The sequence below is a fragment of the Paraburkholderia sp. HD33-4 genome (genome assembly GCF_021390635.1).
Classification (GTDB): Bacteria; Pseudomonadota; Gammaproteobacteria; order Burkholderiales; family Burkholderiaceae; genus Paraburkholderia.
In genome coordinates this window covers 1,977,308-1,992,840 of sequence record NZ_JAJEJS010000002.1, presented here as the reverse complement: position 1 = coordinate 1,992,840, position 15,533 = coordinate 1,977,308, and the positions used below count along the sequence as shown (strand labels likewise).

Genomic DNA, 15,533 nt, shown 5'->3' with positions numbered 1-15,533 from the left:
TTATGGAAGAGTAATAACTAAAAAAAGAGCCAACTATTTCCTAATAGCCGGCGAACCGATTCAGTCGGATGTGGCCCCCGGAACGAGTTTGCGGGTCACGGATCCGATGTGCGCTCTCGCGCAAGCACCTGTGTAAAATGGATTTAACATTAATCGTGTATTGCAACATGCGAGAACCGTCATGAAATCAGCGACGTCACCGACTGCGAAGTCCCAGCCCAAACGGCGCACGCAAGCCGAGCGGAGCGAGACGACGCAAAAAAGGATCATCGCGTCGGCGATCCGGCTCCTACAAAAAGTCGGCTTCCAGGAGACCAATCTGCAAGACATCGCGTATGGCGCAAAGGTCACGCTCGGTGCGGTGCAGCATCAGTTCGGAAACCGGACAGCACTGATGGAGCACGTCGTCGATGAGGTCATGAAGCCGCTCGGTGCGCTAGGCTCCGTGTGGCCCGAGAACGCTGCGGATGTGCCACTCGAAGAACGCGCGAGCCGGTTCGTACAGGCCGCCTGGGACAAGGTTTATGCACCGCCGAGTTACGTGGCGGCCTGGAGTCTTTTTTTTGGGTGCAGGACTTCTCCTCAGTTGTTCGAGCGCATCAGTGCCCATCGGGCGAAGCACGATCCCTTGTTCTTCCAGCATTTCGTAACCGTCTTTCCCGAGATCGCCAGGACGCATTCACAGCCAGAGCACTTCGCGGCGGTCGTATTCGCTGCGTTGCGTGGTCTGTCCGTGATGCGTATCTTCGGGATCGATGAGCAGGCAACATCGTTGCAACTCGATGTCGTCGTACAGATGATCGTCAACGCGGGTAATGCTAGGGCCGTGCGGACGGATTCGCGCGAGACGCTTGCCTAATTCGAATCGAGGCGCATTGTTGCAACGTCGGCCGGCACAATCAGCTGTGCGTCTGTTGCGCGCTGGACGCTGGCCACATCGACGCCGGGGGCGAGCTCCTGCAGCACAAGTCCTTCCTCCGAGGGCCTGATGACGGCAAGTTCGGTCACGATCAGGTCCACCCGTCGTTGAGAAGTCAGCGGCAACGTACAGCGCTCGACGATCTTGGGCTTGCCTTTCGCCGTATGCATCATCGCGACGACGACCCGTCGCGCGCCGGTTACCAGGTCCATCGCTCCACCCATTCCTGGAACCATGTCCCCCGGAACCATCCAGTTCGCAAGGCGCCCCAGACGATCGACCTGAAGGCCGCCGAGCACGGTGACGTCGAGATGGCCGCCACGGATCAGGCCGAATGACATCGCACTGTCGAAGGTTGCCGCGCCGGGTAAAGCGCTGATGGGGCTTCCCCCCGCATCGGTCAGGTCTTCGGCTTCAAGACCTTCTTCGGGAATGGCGTGCATGCCGACGATGCCGTTCTCCGACTGAAAGAAGATATTGGCGTCTCTGGGCACTATTGCCGCGACCAGCGTCGGCAGGCCGATACCCAGATTTACGAGGTATCCGGGACGAAGTTCCTGCGCAACACGTGTAGCGATCAGCGTTTTATCGTTCATTATTCCGCTCCCTACCAATCAGCCGATCGACGATCACTGAGGGCGTCATGACATCGTCGGGTGGGATGACACCCGTCGGGACGATTTCTTTCGACTCTGCGATGACGACTCCACCGGCCATCGCCATTAGCGGGTTGAAGTTGCGTGCGGTCAACGCGTAGGTCAGGTTACCAATGTGATCAGCGCGCCACGCGTTGATGAGCGCGAACTCGGCGCGCAGCGGCCGTTCCACCAGGAACAGCCGTCCATCGATTTCGAGTGTCTGTTTGTCGTCCTCTACCACAGTGCCCACGCCAGTTGGGGAGAGCACACCGCCGAGTCCATATCCGCCAGCGCGGATCCGTTCGGCGAGCGTGCCCTGAGGAACGAGTTCAACATCGATCTCATGGGCGAGCATCTGTCGCTGCGTCTCGGGATTCGTTCCGATATGGCTGGTGATGAGACGCTTAACCAGGCCCGCCGAGATCATGCGGCCAATACCGATGCCCGGTCGCGCTGTGTCATTAGCGATAACGGTCAAGCCGCGACGTCCCTGGCGCACCAGCTCATCGATCAGGCGCCGAGGCGTACCCACGCCCATGAACCCGCCGATCATCAGCGTCGCACCCTCCGGGATGCAACCGACTGCCTCTTCCACGTTACAGGTCTTGCCCATCGTATCTCCTTCGGCGGCCCTATCAGACGAAGTGGGAGTCGCGGGCGGGCAGGACCGTGCCGCGGCATTCGCCGAATCCAATACGGCGCTGGCCCGCGCGCTGGCAATAGCCTCGCAGGATGATGCTGTCGCCGTCATTCAGAAAGCGACGTTCTTCGCCATTGGAGAGTTTGAGGGGTTGTTTTCCGTTCGCCGTCAACTCCATCAACGATGCGGCCTGTTCGGGCTTCGGTCCTGAGAGCGTTCCCGTGCCGAGCAGGTCGCCCGGATTGAGATTGCATCCGTTGACCGTATGATGCGCGACCAGCTGTGCGACGTTCCAATATGCGTCAGCTAGATTCGACATCGACAACAGATCGCCCGCATGGCCGGCATGCCGCATGGCCTCGGTCTGAATCCAGACTTCGAGCTGAACGTCTATCGCGCCTGCTTCGCGGTTCTCTCGTGAATCGAGATAGGGCAAAGGCTGCGGATCGCCCTCCGGACGGCTGAACGCACAGCGAAACGGTGCAAGTGCCTCCATTGTCACGATCCACGGCGAGAGAGTCGATGCGAAGTTCTTCGACAGGAACGGCCCGAGCGGCTGATACTCCCAGCCCTGGATGTCGCGCGCGCTCCAGTCGTTGAACAGCGTCAAGCCGAACACGTGTTCCTCGGCGTGCCCGATCGGGACCGGCTGGCCCTGGGAGTTCGAAGCCGCGACGATGATGCCCATCTCCAGTTCATAGTCCAGACGCCCGCTCGGCCCGAGTTCGGGCGCGTCGGTGTCCGGCGTTTTAATCTGGCCCATAGGTCGATGGAAAGCCTGTCCGCTCGGCTGAATCGACGAGGCGCGGCCGTGGTATCCGATAGGCACCCACTTGTAGTTCGGCAGTAGGGGATTGTCGGGACGAAACTGCTTGCCGATCGTCGTCGCGTGATGGACGCTGATGTAAAAGTCCGTGTAGTCGCCGATACGGCAGGGCAGTGCCATCACAGCGTCCGCTTGCGGCACGAGGCATTCCCGCAACGTGCGCTGCTGGGTGCTGCCCTCAGCCAGGGCGGCCGAAAGCGCGCGCCGCAAGTCCGCGCGCGTCTTCTGCCCCATCGCCATGAAAGCATTGAGATCTCCCGCAGCCAATGGCGCGAGCGCCCTGGCAACGTCTTCGGGCCACGCGGCGCATTCCGACGCCAGCCGCAAATCGAGGACCTGATCGCCGATGGCAACGCCGATGCGATGAGGTTCCTCAGTGCCCCGCCGACGGAACGAGCCGAACGGCAAGTTCTGGATGGGAAAATCGGTCTGTGCGTCGTTGGCTGATGCTACCCAACTCCTGAGTTCAGGGTCATGCGTCGCGTCGATCATTTCCCGAACTCCCGGTCGTGCAGGAACGCGGCATGCTGCGGCGCGCGCTTCGTTCGCGACCATTCTTCGAGCATGTCCCACTTCACCGAGTCCAGCTTGCGGATCATTTCTTCCTCGTCCGGGTCCGGACATGCGAGTTCGACGCGGTGACCGTTGGGATCGAAGAAATAGATGGAATGGAATGCACCATGATCGGTGACGCCAAGCACTTCGACGCCATTGCTTTGCAGATGCGTCTTGAATTCGAGCAGTTCGGCACGGTCCGTCACGCGAAACGCAATATGCTGAACCCACTCGGGCGTGTTCGGGTCGCGTCCCATCGGCGGGCGGGTCGGAAGCTCGAAGAAGGCCAGCACATTCCCGTTGCCCGCATCGAGAAACACGTGCATGTACGGGTCCGGTTCCTTGGTGGAAGGTACCTGGTTCTCGGCGATCGCGAGCACGAAGTCCATATTCAGCATCTGGTTGTACCAGAGCACCGTTTCCTTTGCGTCTCGGCAGCGATACGCGACGTGGTGAATGCGGTCGATTTTCACTATTCGTTCTCCACCTTGAGCGCGCCACGCTGAATCTGATCTCGTTCGAGCGATTCGAACAAGGCCTTGAAATTGCCTTCGCCGAAGCCTTCGTCGCCCGCGCGCTGGATGAATTCGAAGAAGACCGGACCGAAGGTTGGCTGCGAAAAGATCTGCAACAGCAGGCGTTTCTGGCCACCTTGCGTGGTGCCGTCGAGCAGGATGCCACGCGCCTGCAATTCCGGAATCGGCTGACCATGCGACGGCAGGCGGGTCTCGACTGCCTCGTAGTAGTACTCGTTCGGTGCGGTCATCAGCGGCACGCCAGCCATCTGCAGACTGTCGACTGTCGAGATGAGATCGTCCGTCAGCAAGGCAACGTGCTGAATGCCTTCTCCGTTAAATTGCAGCAGGAACTCCTCGATCTGGCCGCCGCCCTTCGCCGACTCTTCGTTGAGCGGAATCCGGATCTTGCCATCGGGTGCGGTCATTGCCTTGGAGGTGAGGCCGGTGTATTCGCCCGAGATGTCGAAATAGCGAATCTCGCGAAAGTTGAAGAGCTTCTCGTAGAAGCTTGCCCAATGCGCCATGCGTCCGCGATAGACGTTGTGCGTCAGATGGTCGATGAGCTTTAGACCGTGACCTTTTGGACGACGGTCGACATCGGGGAGAAACTCGAAATCGATGTCGTAAATCGACTGGCCATCTTCGAAACGGTCGATCAGATACAGGGGCGCACCGCCGATCCCCTTGATTGCCGGGAGACGGAGTTCCATCGGGCCGGTGGGCGTCTCGAGCGGCTGGGCGCCCAAATCGATCGCACGCGCATACGCCTTGTGCGAGTCCTTGACCCGGAACGCGAGACCACAAGCCGACGGTCCGTGTTCGGCTGCGAAGTACGCCGCCGGGCTGTGCGGCTCACGGTTCACGATGAAATTGATGTCGCCTTGGCGATACAGCACCACGTCCTTTGAACGATGCTTGGCGACCAGGGTGAATCCGAGGTTTTCCAACACAGGTTCGAGGACGTTCGCAACGGGCGAGGCGAACTCAACAAACTCGAAGCCCATCAGGCCCATCGGATTATCGAAAAGATCAGTCATGGCTAAATTCCTTTAAAGGTTCAATTCAGGCGACGTCGACCGGAACATGCAGCGCCTTCGGAGCAACGAGGCGATACGACACGTAGACGATGGCAATCCAGATCGGAATCGCGATAGCCGACACGCGGATGGCCGGTGTCATCAGCATGACGACGACAACGACGGCCATCGCCAGCAGACACAGGTAGTTTGTGAACGGTGCAAAGGGTGCGGGGAAACGGGTCTTGACGCCATTCTCCTTGTTGGACTTGCGAAAGCTCATATGCGCCACGATGACGACGACCCACGTGATGACGAGTGCCGCGACGATCAGGGACATGAGCAGCTCGATCACACCTGCGGGCGCCACATAGTTCAGCACGATGCAGAATGCGGTGACGATGCCGGGATATACGATGGCACGCACCGGCACGCCGCGCTTGTTGACCTGCATAAGCGATTTCGGCGCGTTGCCTTCAAGTGCCATGCCGTAAAGCAGGCGGCTGCTGCTGTAGACCATGCTGTTATAGACGGACAGCGTCGCCGTCAGAATCACGAAGTTGAGGATGTTTGCGGCGAAGCGCTCGCCGATGCCAGAGAAGACCAGCACGAAAGGGCTGCTGCTGTACGTACCACCGCCTGCCTGGAGCTGGGCGACGAGCGTGTTCCACGGCGTCAGCGACAGCAGGACCACCATCGAACCGATATAGAAGACCAGTACGCGATAGACCAACTGATTGATCGCTTTCGGGATCACCTTGCGCGGCTCATCGGTTTCGGCCGCGGCGAAGCCAAGCATCTCGACGCCACCGAATGCGAACATGATGAAGGCGAAGGACATACCCAGACCCGAAAGGCCGTGGGGCAGGAAGCCGCCATGAGACCACAGATTGCTGATGCTCTGATTCGGGTTATGCGTCGTCCCAAGGAGGTAGAAGCCAACGACGATCATCGCAAGCACCGCGACAATCTTGATCAACGCGAACCAGAACTCGAACTCGCCGTAAATCTTGACGTTGATGAAGTTGACCGCATTGATCAGCACGAAGAACACGGCGACCGTTACCCAGGTCGGTATTCCCGGCCACCAGAACTGAATGAATTTACCGACGGCAGTCAGTTCGAGCATCCCGACGAGCACATACAGGGCGATACAGTTCCAGCCCGACAGATACCCGGCGAAATGCGACACGTAACGATTGGCGAAATGGCTGAATGAACCGGCTCTCGGATCTTCGACCAGCATTTCGCCGAGGAAGCGCATGATGCAGAAGATGATCAGGCCACCGATGGCGTAACCCAGGATGACCCCGGGGCCCGCAAGTTCGATAATGCCTGCCGAGCCGAGAAACAGGCCGGTGCCGATAGTCCCGCCCAGCGCGATGAGCTGAATATGACGGTTCTTCAGTCGACGCTGGAGATGTCCTGATGGAGAGGCGCTATGCATGATGTCGTCCCCTGTTAGTTCGTCACGAAGAACAGCTTTGCTTTGCTGCCGAAGTACTTCACGGTAGTGCCTTTCGTCAGTTCGATGACGTCGCCGGCACGGCCTTCCACACGCTCGCCGTCGGTTGACGCGACGCCAAACGTGCCTTCGAGAACGAGAATGACTTCATCGTAGCCCAAGGTCTTCGGTTCGCACGCGGCCTCGTCCCAGGCGCCAAATCCGCAGGGCAGTGCTGCGCCTTCGTTATCGCCGATCGCCCATGAAATTTCTGCGACGCCGTTCGTTGCGCCGCCGCGATCGGCGGTCTTGATGTCATTTCCCTGAATCAGTCTGATGCTCTTCACTGTACGTCTCCTGTAGTAATACTAAATAATCGCTGAAGCATGTTATTCGCATGGCGTGTTCAAGCTACCTTTCGCCCCTTCCTCTCCATGTATCCCAGGAGATCGTGAGTCTTATGCCGACGTCGCGAATGGGCCGCGGCGGGATGTAATTGGCGGTGCCTTGCACCAGGAAGTCGTCGATTAGCGGGTTCTCATGTCCGAGTGCCAGATCGGCGATGAGCATGCCCGACGCCGTGTGACGCACGATGCCCGAGCCGTTGCAGCACGATGTCGCATATACGTTTTCGTGAACCTGCCCGAACGCTGGGGCGTGGTTTTGTGACACCGCGAGCCAGCCCATCCAGAAGTGCTCGATTTCGAGTGCTTCGAGCTGGGGAAAGCGGCGAGCGAGCAACTCCTGATGTGTCTGTCGCGCATCGTCCCGGTGCGCTTCGGTCGTACGCAATGTCGGCGAATATTCGAAGCCCTGACGGATCATCAGGCGCCTGTCGTGCGTCAAGCGTAGCGTTGAGCCCGCCACGCCGTGCGCCGGCGTGATGCCCCACGATTTTTCGGAGCCGAGCTTCGCCATCTGGTCGTCAGACAGCGGCGTCGTGAGGCTCGCAAAAAGAAGCACCGGAACCTGCCGTTCCTGATAGACGCCGAACGACTGCGAGAACGCGTTTACCGCCAGAATCAGTTTCCCGAAACGGGCGCCGCCCTGTGCCGTCTTTACATAAGGCGAGGGACCATCGAACTCGACTTCAGTGACGGGCGAGCACTCAAACAGCGTCACGTTCGTCGGCAGGCTGTCCGCGAGCCCACGCACCAGGGCGGCCGGGTTCAGCAGATAGGTGCCCGGCGTGAAGATCGCATCGCCGTAATAGCGCGTTCCGAGGCGCTCCTCGAGTTCGTCACGCTTGAGCCATTGAAACGGTTCTTTCCAGGCATCGAGATTTGACGCATACGTCTTGAGCGCGCTGTCGGCGACTTCTAGAGTGACCGCGGCGTGATAGCGTCCGCGACGCTCCCAGTCGCAAGCGATGCCGTGCCGTTGGATCAGACCATCCAGTTCGTCCAGCGCGAAGCGGCCGATCCGGATAGCCGCACGTCCTTCCTCAACCGATTTCGCTGAAATTCCCGATGTGTGCGGCAGATCAATGGCGAAGCCGGAGTTACGGCCCGACGCGTTTTCGCCTACGACCCCAGCTTCGATAACCGCGACGGAGGCCTTGGGGCTTTTCAATGCAAGCGCGCGAGCGGCGGCAAGGCCGGCGTATCCCGCGCCCACGACGACATAGTCGAATACCTGCTCGCCAGAAAGGGACGGTTGAGGCGTACGAGGGCGCAACAAACCGCTCCATCCGTTCGTTTTGTCGTCAGCAGGGGCACGGTCAACGGGGCGTCTCATGATCTAGGTGAAAACCCTTAAAAATCTGTTAAATCAATGGATTAGCTCGACTCCATGGACCGAAGTCTAGAACAGAAAAACGCAAGTTGCAATATACGTTTATTGTTTATTGTAACGTGCGTTTTGCATCGAGCCGCCCGATCACAAGGGCGAGACGCTCGTACCAACGGGCGCTTTGCATCGATTTAAAGGCGCCATCGTCGGAGGCCGCGGGGACGGCATGGCGGCGCGCTGGGGATGCAGAATCCGTTGGATCGCGACGATGAGGACTGGGGCGTTCAGTCAATGGGCTGCGGTCGCCCGAAGGGCAGGCCACTTACGACAAGGTCGTCGTACGTACGCTCGGGGGGATGCCGGGCAGGCCGCGGCTTTTGGCAGCCTTATAGGAGAGCCTGACGTCGTGGACTGCGGGCGAGGGGTGGCTGCGCGGGCGGCACAATCAGTGCGCAGAGATTCGCCTTCGACTGCTTGTCAATTCGACGCACGTCGTCTGAGTCGGGCACGCGTACTTGTTGGTATTGCAATCCGTTTCGGGAATGCTCGGGCCACTGCCGAGTAGGCGGCATCCCGAAAGCTCTAGTCCGGAGCCGCAACCCTACGCGGCTGGCGCGTTTTCGACTTCGCCGTGGGAGCCTCAATGACGCTTGGTGAACACGCCCGCACGATGGTTTCCACGAGGGCCTGCAGCTCTTCGCGTTTTTCGGTCGACGAGACATCAAACAGCTCGAATACACCAATGCCACGTAGCGTAGAAAACACCGAGGCAGTGAAGCCTTTCGGATGTGGATGATGTTTCTCAAGCTCGGGAAACGTCGCCAGAAACAGCGAAAAGAACTTCTTGTCCTCACTCGCCCGCTTGGCATCGATCCCACTGAAAATCGACGGTGTGGCCTTGCACCCGAAGAACAGGCTCCACGCCGTAAGGTAACTGGGCGCACCGAAGATCTGCTTCCATGCCTGCAGTACGAATGCTTCCGCCCGCTCACGCAATGGCAGAGCGAGATCCGGCCATACCCCACCATGGTCGCTCAAGGGCGCCATGGCTTCGTCAACCAGGCGTTCCATCAGCGCGTCCCGACTTTCAAAGTGGTGTTGCAAAGCACCAAGTGAGACGTTGGCTCCGCGCGCGATCTTTTGCAGCGTCGCGCTCTTGAAGCCTTCTTCGCGAAGGAGCCGTTGTGCAGATTCGATGATCTTGCGCTGCGTCGCTTCGATGCGTTCGCTTTGCGGAGTTCGCGTACGTTTCGGTTTCGAGGGTGCGTCCATGGTTATCGCCTGTTCAGTTAGACGAAAACAATAATAAATACTTCTCGGTTCCGCAATCCCCATCCGCTTCAAAACCATGCGGTGTCGATGATCCGCATGCTGGATTGAACCCTTTTTTGCGATTGTGCGTTTTCCTGGACTGACCCGCGCAGCAGTCTTCGAGAGGTAGGTATAAACACTAGTAATAATAAATTATTGTTTTTCTATAGTTGAGGTGTCGGCTGCGCCCGCGCACCAACTTTCATTCAATCACGGAGACCTAGCGATGCAGAGCATTCGACTCATCAAGAGCGACACAGTCCACACCGGGCGTCGTGGAGGCGCAGCTGATGGCATGGCCCGAATCTTGTCGGCCATTTCCGACAGGGTGGGAATCACGGGATCAGGTATTCAATCCGTACTGGTTATCAGTGCGTCTGCATTGCTGTCGGGAGTCGCCCACGCAGACCAAACGGTCACTATCGGCTATGCTGGCCCGTTGACAGGGCAAGTCGCGCATGTGGGAAAGGATGCGGAAAACGGTGCGCGGCTTGCGATCGAGGACGCCAACGCCGCCGGGATCAAGATCAAGGGGCAACTGGTCCACTTCCAGCTTGTATCCGAGGACGATGCGGCCGATCCGAAAACGGCCGTGACAGTCGCACAAAAATTTGTCGATCAGAACGTAAACGGCGTCGTCGGTCACATCACATCGGGCGCGACGATACCTGCATCGAAAGTGTATGCGTCGGCGGGAATACCGCAGGTCTCGCCATCGGCAACCAACCCTGAACTGACGAGGCAGGGCTTTGCCACTGCGCATCGCGTGATCGGCGACGATAGTGAAGTGGGCCGGGTTATCGCCCAGTACATGGGAAAGACCAAAGGATACAAACGCGTTGCGGTAGTCGACGACCGCAGTGCCTACGGTCAGGGTTTGGCGGATGTGGTCGTGAAGGAACTGAAGGCCGCGGGTGTCGACGTGGTCGACCGTGAATTCGTTTCCGACAAGTCCGTGGACTTCCGCGGAATTCTTACGTCGATCAAGTCGAAAGATGCGCAGGCTGTGTTCTATGGCGGTGTCGACGCTCAGGCCGGTCCACTTCGCAAGCAGATGACAGGGCTGGCGATGAAGATTCCGCTCGTTGGGTCGGCAATCGAAACGGACAAATTCATCGAACTGGCCGGTCCGGCTGCAGCGGAAGGTACGGTCTCGGCGGAATCGGGTCTGCCGCTCGATAAGATGCGCAATGGCCAGGCATTCGCTGCCAAATATACGAAATACGGCGCGGTCGTGTTGTTTGCACCCTATGCCTATGATGCCACCTGGGCGCTGATCAACTCTATGAAACTGGCTGATTCGACCGTGCCGGCAGACTATCTGCCCGCGATGAAGAAGGTTGAGTTCGATGGCGTAACCGGTAAGATCGCCTTCGACGCCAAGGGCGACCTTCGCGCTGCGACAGTTACGCTCTATCAGGCGAAGGACGGTAAATTCCAGCCAATTAGCACTGTGACGAACTCGGGTGCTCCCGCGCAGTGATGCGCCTGGGCAAAACAGGCACGGAAGTTTATCGCGCGACGACGAAGCGGGGAGCCGGCGTCACTGACGACTTCACGGATGCGAAGGAGTTCGGCGATCCGGTCAGCTCAGAACTCGGTGGACTAGACGATTCGGGCCAATTGGCTGATAGGGAAAGGCATGCAAGATTGCACCCCAGACACCCGCGACATCGTCCGCCTCAATGTCGGCCCGTCAAAAGGCAATGAGCAGGACGAGTAGCGGGCGAGTTCGAAGTCCGCTGTGATCAAAGCCTGACATCAATGACGAAACGGCCGTTCTACGCTGCGGATTCAACCGGTCGGGAGTGTGAGTTGGAGATACAGGAAGTTGCCGCCCGGCTGCTCGACGCCGCGACGGTTAGCAATCCACCGCACTGCTGACGTAGAACCCAGCCCGCCTCAATGACCGCAATGGCCGAAGGAGGCATGCGCATCTGAGCCCGGTTGGAATATGAGCGGTTGAGCGCGCAGCGGTTTCATCGATTCTCCGCGCGAAGTAGTGGCGCACCGCCGAGCCGTAAGACGGGACCCTATGGCCGGGTCCTGAATCTCCGGAAGTGCCGGGCCGCATATCAGCAACCGGTTCGCGCAGATGCGCGACGCGCCGAAAATCGGCGTCGAGTCCGGCCGCACGCCGATGACGTTTCATGCGTTGCGGTCGCTGGCGGCGCACCTCTATATCGCCCAGTATGGCGCCGGGCTCGAACAGGCTCTGCCCGGTCACAAGTCGGCGGTAATGACCGCGCTGTACCGGGACAGTCGCGGTCGTGACTGGACGGCAGTGAAAATCCGCAACGCGTGATTACTAGCGAATTTTTGACGATTATCAGATTGCAAGTTTCGCGGCAGGCCAGAAAATTCCGCTCAGCCGCTCTATGCCTCGCTCCAGAGCTTCCCGCCCGTCGCCCAGTTTTCACGACGTACTTCGGTGAGGATGATGTCGACCGAGTTCGGCTCGACGCCGAGCGACTCGCAGGTGGCTTTCGTGATCGCTTCGACGAACTGGCGTTTCTGTTCCAACGTACGGCCTTCGAAGAGTTCGATATGAAACGTGGGCATGAGGTTGCTCCGTGGGGTTGAGAGTTGGGACTGAAATGAAGTGGATCGGATCGCGCGTTCAGGCGCGATAGCCGCGATCGAGTCGATCGAGCTTGCGCAGCAGCGCAGGCCATTCGAGAGCGCCTTCGATCGCGCCGCCGTCGTAAAGCTGCTCGGCCGTGCGCGCGGCGACCGCGTCGCTCGGCACGACCAGCGGCGCGCCGCAGGTTTGCGCCTGAATCTGGATTTCGCAGGCCTTCAGCAGCGTCGCCATCAGCACATAGGCTTCGGCAACCGTGCGTCCGAGCGTCAGGGTGCCGTGATTGCGCAACAGCATCGCGGGCTTATCGGCGAGATGCGCGACGAGGCGGCCACCTTCGGCCGGCGTGAACGCGAGGCCTTCGTAGTCGTGATACGCAAGCTGGCCGTAAAAGCGCAGCGCATGCTGCGACGCCGGCAACAGTCCGGCCGGCTGCGCGGACACGGCCACCCCCGCGGTGTTATGCAGATGCATCACGCAGAAGGCGTCGTCGCGCGCGGCATGCACGGCCGCGTGCAGCGCGAAGCCGGTGGCATTCACCGGATGTTCGCTTGCGCCGACGATATTGCCCGCGATGTCGATCTTCACGAGATTCGACGCGCAGACCTCATCGAACGCGAGGCCGAACGGGTTGATCAGGAAGTGGCCCGGTTCGCCGGGCACGCTCGCGGAAATGTGTGTGTAGATCAGATCGTCCCAGCCGTTGAGCGCGGCGAGACGGTAAGCGGCGGCCAGATCGATGCGGGTTTGCTGTTCCGCTTCCGACAGCGGACCGGACTCGGCGATGCGGCCGGCGGGTGAGTGGGCGAACGACATATCTGTCTCCTGTCGGCCGGGGTTGGTGTTTTAGCACTGATTCCAGCGCCATGCGATTGATCGCCAAGCCAGCGAGGTTGCTGAAACGCGAGGCCGCGCAAGGCGGGAACCGGCTTGGGATGCTACCGCACATTGTCGCTCCGGTGGCGGCAGCGCACGACGCATCGTTACGTTACGCGATGCGGCGGCCGAGCGACCGGATGCTCCACGTCGCGAGCACGAACGGCGCGGTCAGCGCGGGCCAACCGAAGTGCATGGCGGCTGCTTGCAACAGCACCGACATCGCGATGCCACCGAGCATCGCCGCGTAGCCTGCGTCGGCCAGCGCGAGCGCGGTCAGCGCGCCGTTGAACCCTGACAGGCCGGCATCGAATGAAGGAACGCTCGCGCCGAGCCACAGATGCCCGGCGCTCGCGAGGCCAGCGCCGGCGAGCGCGTAGAGCGCATGTTTGCGCGACGCGGCGGCAATCCCGAGCAGCACGAGCACACCCGCCGGCGCGCCCGACGCGAAGCCGGTCTGCGCGACACCCGCGAGCACGCCGTTGACGAAACGCATCGCGTCGACCGGATCAGCGCCAGCGGGACCCGTTGGCAACGAGCCGCGCGCGATCAGCGGCAACCATAGCCACGTGACGATCAGGCAAGGACTCGACAGATAGCCGAGCCCGCGGGTGCGCAGCCAGCGCGACCACGGTCGCAACAGCCATGCGGTGCCCGTCGCGGCAAGAATCGCGACAGCCGACGCGGTCGCCGGATCGCCGATGAAGCTGAACGCGGCAAGGCCAGCCAGCGCGCCGTTGAAGCCGAGCAGGCCGGCGCGCAGATCGGCGTCGGCCGAACCGGCGAGCATCGCGCTGATGTTGGCCGCGATCGCCCCGAGCAACGCGGCGCACACGAGACGCGGCTCGCTGAGCAGCCACGCGCCGATCATGCATGCGCCGGTCGCGGCGTTCGGTTGCAGCACGATCTGACCGAGGCTGCGCAGCAGCGTGGGCAGCGGGGCGCTGAGCGAGGAGGAGGGCGCATCGGTCGCGGCGGCGTGCATCGGAGGCGAGTTCGGAATCACGGCAAACCGCGAGCATAGTCGAGCGGCAGGCACTCAGGCATCGTCGCGCGTTGATACTGGCTATTTGCCGGCCGTGCGTGCCTGGATCGGGGTGGCCAGGCTCGCGGGCTTTCGCGCTACGATAAGAGCCCGGCGCCCCCTGCGCCGTTTCGCATGGAGACGCCGATGCGTGAATTACGATGGGCCTCGGAAGAGGGCGACGGCATCGAACATCTGGTATTCGATGCGCGCGATGACGGCTTCGCCGTCGAAAGCGTCGTGGTCGGGCAGCGCTATGGCAAGGCATACGGGCTGCATTACGCGGTGCGCTGCGACGCGCGCTGGCGCACGCGCTATGCGTGGCTGAAGATCGTCGGCGGTGGCGAGCTGGAGCTGCATGGCGACGGCGTCGGCCACTGGCGCGACGGGCACGGTCTCGCGCTGAGCGCACTCGAGGGCTGTATCGACATCGATATCGCCGCGACGCCGTACACCAACACGTTGCCGATCCGCCGCCTGCAACTGGCCGAGGGCGAACGTCGGCCGATCGAGGTCGCGTATATCTCGACGCCGGACCTGCAGGTCACGCGCGCCAAGCAGGCATACACGTGCATCGAGTTGAATGGCGAATACCGCTATGAAGGCATTTTTCGCGAGTTCACCGCGAATCTGCGCGTGGATAGCGATGGCCTCGTGATCGACTATCCGACCTTGTTCGCGCGTTTGCCGCGCTCGCGTTAGGTTTGGTGTTCGGCGCCGGACCGCTGGTTGCCGAGGTTCCGGCGCCGCGGTCCGCGTCGTTCGCGCGACGCGGGTCGACGAAACGCGCGGCCGCACGAGCGGCGCGCAGTGCGCGCGGGCTTAGCCGCGCGTGCCGCCTGCCGCGTTTGAAACCTCGTCGGGCCCGGTTGAGGCGCCGCTGCCGAGCGTGCGTTGCATCAGCGTCGTGTCGAGCCAGCGGCCGTGCTTGTAACCGACCGCCTTCAACGTGCCGGTCAGCTCGAAGCCGAGCTGCGTGTGCAACGACAGCGAGCCGCCGCTGCCGCCATCGGCGATCACCGCGATCATCTGACGCCACGGTCCGGTCTCGCAACGTTCGATCAGCGCCTGCAGCAGCACGCGTCCGATGCCGCGTCCGCGATACGCGTCGTTGACGTAGATCGAGTCTTCGATCGTGTTGCGATAGGCGGCGCGCGGCCGATACGGCGTCGCATAGCAATAGCCGGCGACGTCGCCGTCGATCTCCGCGACCATATACGGCAGTCCGTGGCTGCGCACGCTTGCGAGCCGCGCGCGCAGATCGTCGACGGACGGCGGAGTTTCTTCGAACGACGCGACACCGGTCAGCACGTGATGCGCGTAGATCGCCTGGATCGCGGGGAGGTCGGCTTCGGTGGCGTCGCGAATCAGCGGGGCGTTGCCTGGAGGGTGGGTGAGGCTCATGCGTGGTCCTGTCGTGGCGTGAGTATGAGGCGGGCGCGACGCGTCGCTAT

Annotated in this window: 17 protein-coding genes; 4 read left to right on the top strand and 13 right to left on the bottom strand. The window is 60.9% G+C overall.

Annotated features, from left to right (window positions below; genetic code table 11):
- Positions 1–181 precede the first annotated feature (181 nt).
- Positions 182–859 (top strand): TetR/AcrR family transcriptional regulator, encoded by a 678-nt coding sequence (locus tag L0U84_RS29050; protein ID WP_233855333.1) that lies wholly within the window; start codon positions 182–184, stop codon positions 857–859.
- Here L0U84_RS29050 and L0U84_RS29045 read toward each other — a convergent pair.
- The 9 genes from L0U84_RS29045 to L0U84_RS29005 all read right to left on the bottom strand — a co-directional run bounded on the left by L0U84_RS29045 (position 856) and on the right by L0U84_RS29005 (position 9,559).
- On the bottom strand, positions 856–1,515 hold the full coding sequence (locus L0U84_RS29045; protein ID WP_233855331.1) for a 3-oxoacid CoA-transferase subunit B: 660 nt from the start codon (positions 1,513–1,515) through the stop codon (positions 856–858). The two genes, L0U84_RS29050 and L0U84_RS29045, sit on opposite strands and share 4 nt — an antisense overlap.
- On the bottom strand, positions 1,505–2,170 hold the full coding sequence (locus L0U84_RS29040; protein WP_233855329.1) for a CoA transferase subunit A: 666 nt from the start codon (positions 2,168–2,170) through the stop codon (positions 1,505–1,507). The genes L0U84_RS29045 and L0U84_RS29040 overlap by 11 nt, the downstream gene beginning before the upstream one ends.
- 22 nt (positions 2,171–2,192) lie before the next feature.
- A complete protein-coding gene (gene fahA / locus L0U84_RS29035) occupies positions 2,193–3,515 on the bottom strand; it encodes a fumarylacetoacetase (RefSeq protein ID WP_233855327.1) in 1,323 nt (440 codons plus the stop codon).
- The gene (locus L0U84_RS29030) at positions 3,512–4,051 is read right to left on the bottom strand and encodes a VOC family protein (RefSeq protein WP_233855325.1); all 540 of its coding nucleotides are present in this window, start codon (positions 4,049–4,051) and stop codon (positions 3,512–3,514) included. Before L0U84_RS29030 ends, fahA begins: the two co-directional genes overlap by 4 nt.
- A complete protein-coding gene (hppD, locus tag L0U84_RS29025; protein ID WP_233855323.1) occupies positions 4,051–5,133 on the bottom strand; it encodes a 4-hydroxyphenylpyruvate dioxygenase in 1,083 nt (360 codons plus the stop codon). Before hppD ends, L0U84_RS29030 begins: the two co-directional genes overlap by 1 nt.
- A 25-nt stretch (positions 5,134–5,158) precedes the next feature.
- The gene (locus L0U84_RS29020) at positions 5,159–6,559 is read right to left on the bottom strand and encodes an amino acid permease (RefSeq protein WP_233855321.1); all 1,401 of its coding nucleotides are present in this window, start codon (positions 6,557–6,559) and stop codon (positions 5,159–5,161) included.
- A gap of 14 nt (positions 6,560–6,573) precedes the next feature.
- Positions 6,574–6,903, bottom strand: a complete 330-nt coding sequence (locus tag L0U84_RS29015) for a cupin domain-containing protein (protein ID WP_233855319.1) — start codon at positions 6,901–6,903, stop codon at positions 6,574–6,576.
- Between the two features lie 64 nt (positions 6,904–6,967).
- On the bottom strand, positions 6,968–8,233 hold the full coding sequence (locus tag L0U84_RS29010; RefSeq protein WP_233855317.1) for an NAD(P)/FAD-dependent oxidoreductase: 1,266 nt from the start codon (positions 8,231–8,233) through the stop codon (positions 6,968–6,970).
- A 636-nt stretch (positions 8,234–8,869) separates the two neighbouring features.
- Positions 8,870–9,559: a TetR/AcrR family transcriptional regulator gene (locus L0U84_RS29005; RefSeq protein WP_233855308.1), complete on the bottom strand. Its 690-nt coding sequence runs from the start codon at positions 9,557–9,559 to the stop codon at positions 8,870–8,872.
- Between the two features lie 265 nt (positions 9,560–9,824).
- Between L0U84_RS29005 and L0U84_RS29000 the strand changes: the two genes are divergently transcribed.
- Together L0U84_RS29000 and L0U84_RS28995 are read left to right on the top strand one after the other, a co-directional pair.
- Positions 9,825–11,081, top strand: coding sequence for a branched-chain amino acid ABC transporter substrate-binding protein (locus L0U84_RS29000; protein WP_442794057.1), 1,257 nt, complete (start codon positions 9,825–9,827; stop codon positions 11,079–11,081).
- Positions 11,082–11,693: 612 nt separating this feature from the next.
- Complete coding sequence (locus tag L0U84_RS28995; protein WP_233855306.1) at positions 11,694–11,903, top strand: hypothetical protein; 210 nt, start codon at positions 11,694–11,696, stop codon at positions 11,901–11,903.
- A gap of 71 nt (positions 11,904–11,974) precedes the next feature.
- Here L0U84_RS28995 and L0U84_RS43860 read toward each other — a convergent pair whose 3' ends face one another.
- The 3 genes from L0U84_RS43860 to L0U84_RS28980 form a co-directional block, all read right to left on the bottom strand.
- Positions 11,975–12,211 (bottom strand): 4-oxalocrotonate tautomerase, encoded by a 237-nt coding sequence (locus L0U84_RS43860; RefSeq protein ID WP_326491226.1) that lies wholly within the window; start codon positions 12,209–12,211, stop codon positions 11,975–11,977.
- A gap of 7 nt (positions 12,212–12,218) precedes the next feature.
- The gene (locus tag L0U84_RS28985; RefSeq protein ID WP_233855302.1) at positions 12,219–12,995 is read right to left on the bottom strand and encodes a class II aldolase/adducin family protein; all 777 of its coding nucleotides are present in this window, start codon (positions 12,993–12,995) and stop codon (positions 12,219–12,221) included.
- Between the two features lie 172 nt (positions 12,996–13,167).
- Positions 13,168–14,040, bottom strand: coding sequence for an urea transporter (locus tag L0U84_RS28980; protein ID WP_233855276.1), 873 nt, complete (start codon positions 14,038–14,040; stop codon positions 13,168–13,170).
- A gap of 186 nt (positions 14,041–14,226) precedes the next feature.
- Between L0U84_RS28980 and L0U84_RS28975 the strand changes: the two genes are divergently transcribed.
- Complete coding sequence (locus L0U84_RS28975; RefSeq protein ID WP_233855269.1) at positions 14,227–14,781, top strand: putative glycolipid-binding domain-containing protein; 555 nt, start codon at positions 14,227–14,229, stop codon at positions 14,779–14,781.
- 120 nt (positions 14,782–14,901) lie between these two features.
- On the opposite strand, the gene L0U84_RS28970 is transcribed toward L0U84_RS28975, so the two are convergent.
- Positions 14,902–15,483 carry a GNAT family N-acetyltransferase gene (locus tag L0U84_RS28970; RefSeq protein ID WP_233855267.1) on the bottom strand — a complete coding sequence of 194 codons (582 nt, stop codon included), beginning with the start codon at positions 15,481–15,483 and terminating at the stop codon, positions 14,902–14,904.
- Positions 15,484–15,533: the final 50 nt, after the last annotated feature.

Excerpts from the sequence above, each read along its gene's own strand:
- L0U84_RS29050 (WP_233855333.1), top strand. The coding sequence starts at position 182 with ATGAAATCAGCGACGTCACCGACTGCGAAGTCCCAGCCCAAACGGCGC.
- L0U84_RS29045 (WP_233855331.1), bottom strand. The coding sequence starts at position 1,515 with ATGAACGATAAAACGCTGATCGCTACACGTGTTGCGCAGGAACTTCGT.
- L0U84_RS29040 (WP_233855329.1), bottom strand. The coding sequence starts at position 2,170 with ATGGGCAAGACCTGTAACGTGGAAGAGGCAGTCGGTTGCATCCCGGAG.
- fahA (WP_233855327.1), bottom strand. The coding sequence starts at position 3,515 with ATGATCGACGCGACGCATGACCCTGAACTCAGGAGTTGGGTAGCATCA.
- hppD (WP_233855323.1), bottom strand. The coding sequence starts at position 5,133 with ATGACTGATCTTTTCGATAATCCGATGGGCCTGATGGGCTTCGAGTTT.
- L0U84_RS29020 (WP_233855321.1), bottom strand. The coding sequence starts at position 6,559 with ATGCATAGCGCCTCTCCATCAGGACATCTCCAGCGTCGACTGAAGAAC.
- L0U84_RS29005 (WP_233855308.1), bottom strand. The coding sequence starts at position 9,559 with ATGGACGCACCCTCGAAACCGAAACGTACGCGAACTCCGCAAAGCGAA.
- L0U84_RS29000 (WP_442794057.1), top strand. The coding sequence starts at position 9,825 with ATGCAGAGCATTCGACTCATCAAGAGCGACACAGTCCACACCGGGCGT.
- L0U84_RS28995 (WP_233855306.1), top strand. The coding sequence starts at position 11,694 with ATGCGCGACGCGCCGAAAATCGGCGTCGAGTCCGGCCGCACGCCGATG.
- L0U84_RS28985 (WP_233855302.1), bottom strand. The coding sequence starts at position 12,995 with ATGTCGTTCGCCCACTCACCCGCCGGCCGCATCGCCGAGTCCGGTCCG.
- L0U84_RS28980 (WP_233855276.1), bottom strand. The coding sequence starts at position 14,040 with ATGCACGCCGCCGCGACCGATGCGCCCTCCTCCTCGCTCAGCGCCCCG.
- L0U84_RS28975 (WP_233855269.1), top strand. The coding sequence starts at position 14,227 with ATGCGTGAATTACGATGGGCCTCGGAAGAGGGCGACGGCATCGAACAT.
- L0U84_RS28970 (WP_233855267.1), bottom strand. The coding sequence starts at position 15,483 with ATGAGCCTCACCCACCCTCCAGGCAACGCCCCGCTGATTCGCGACGCC.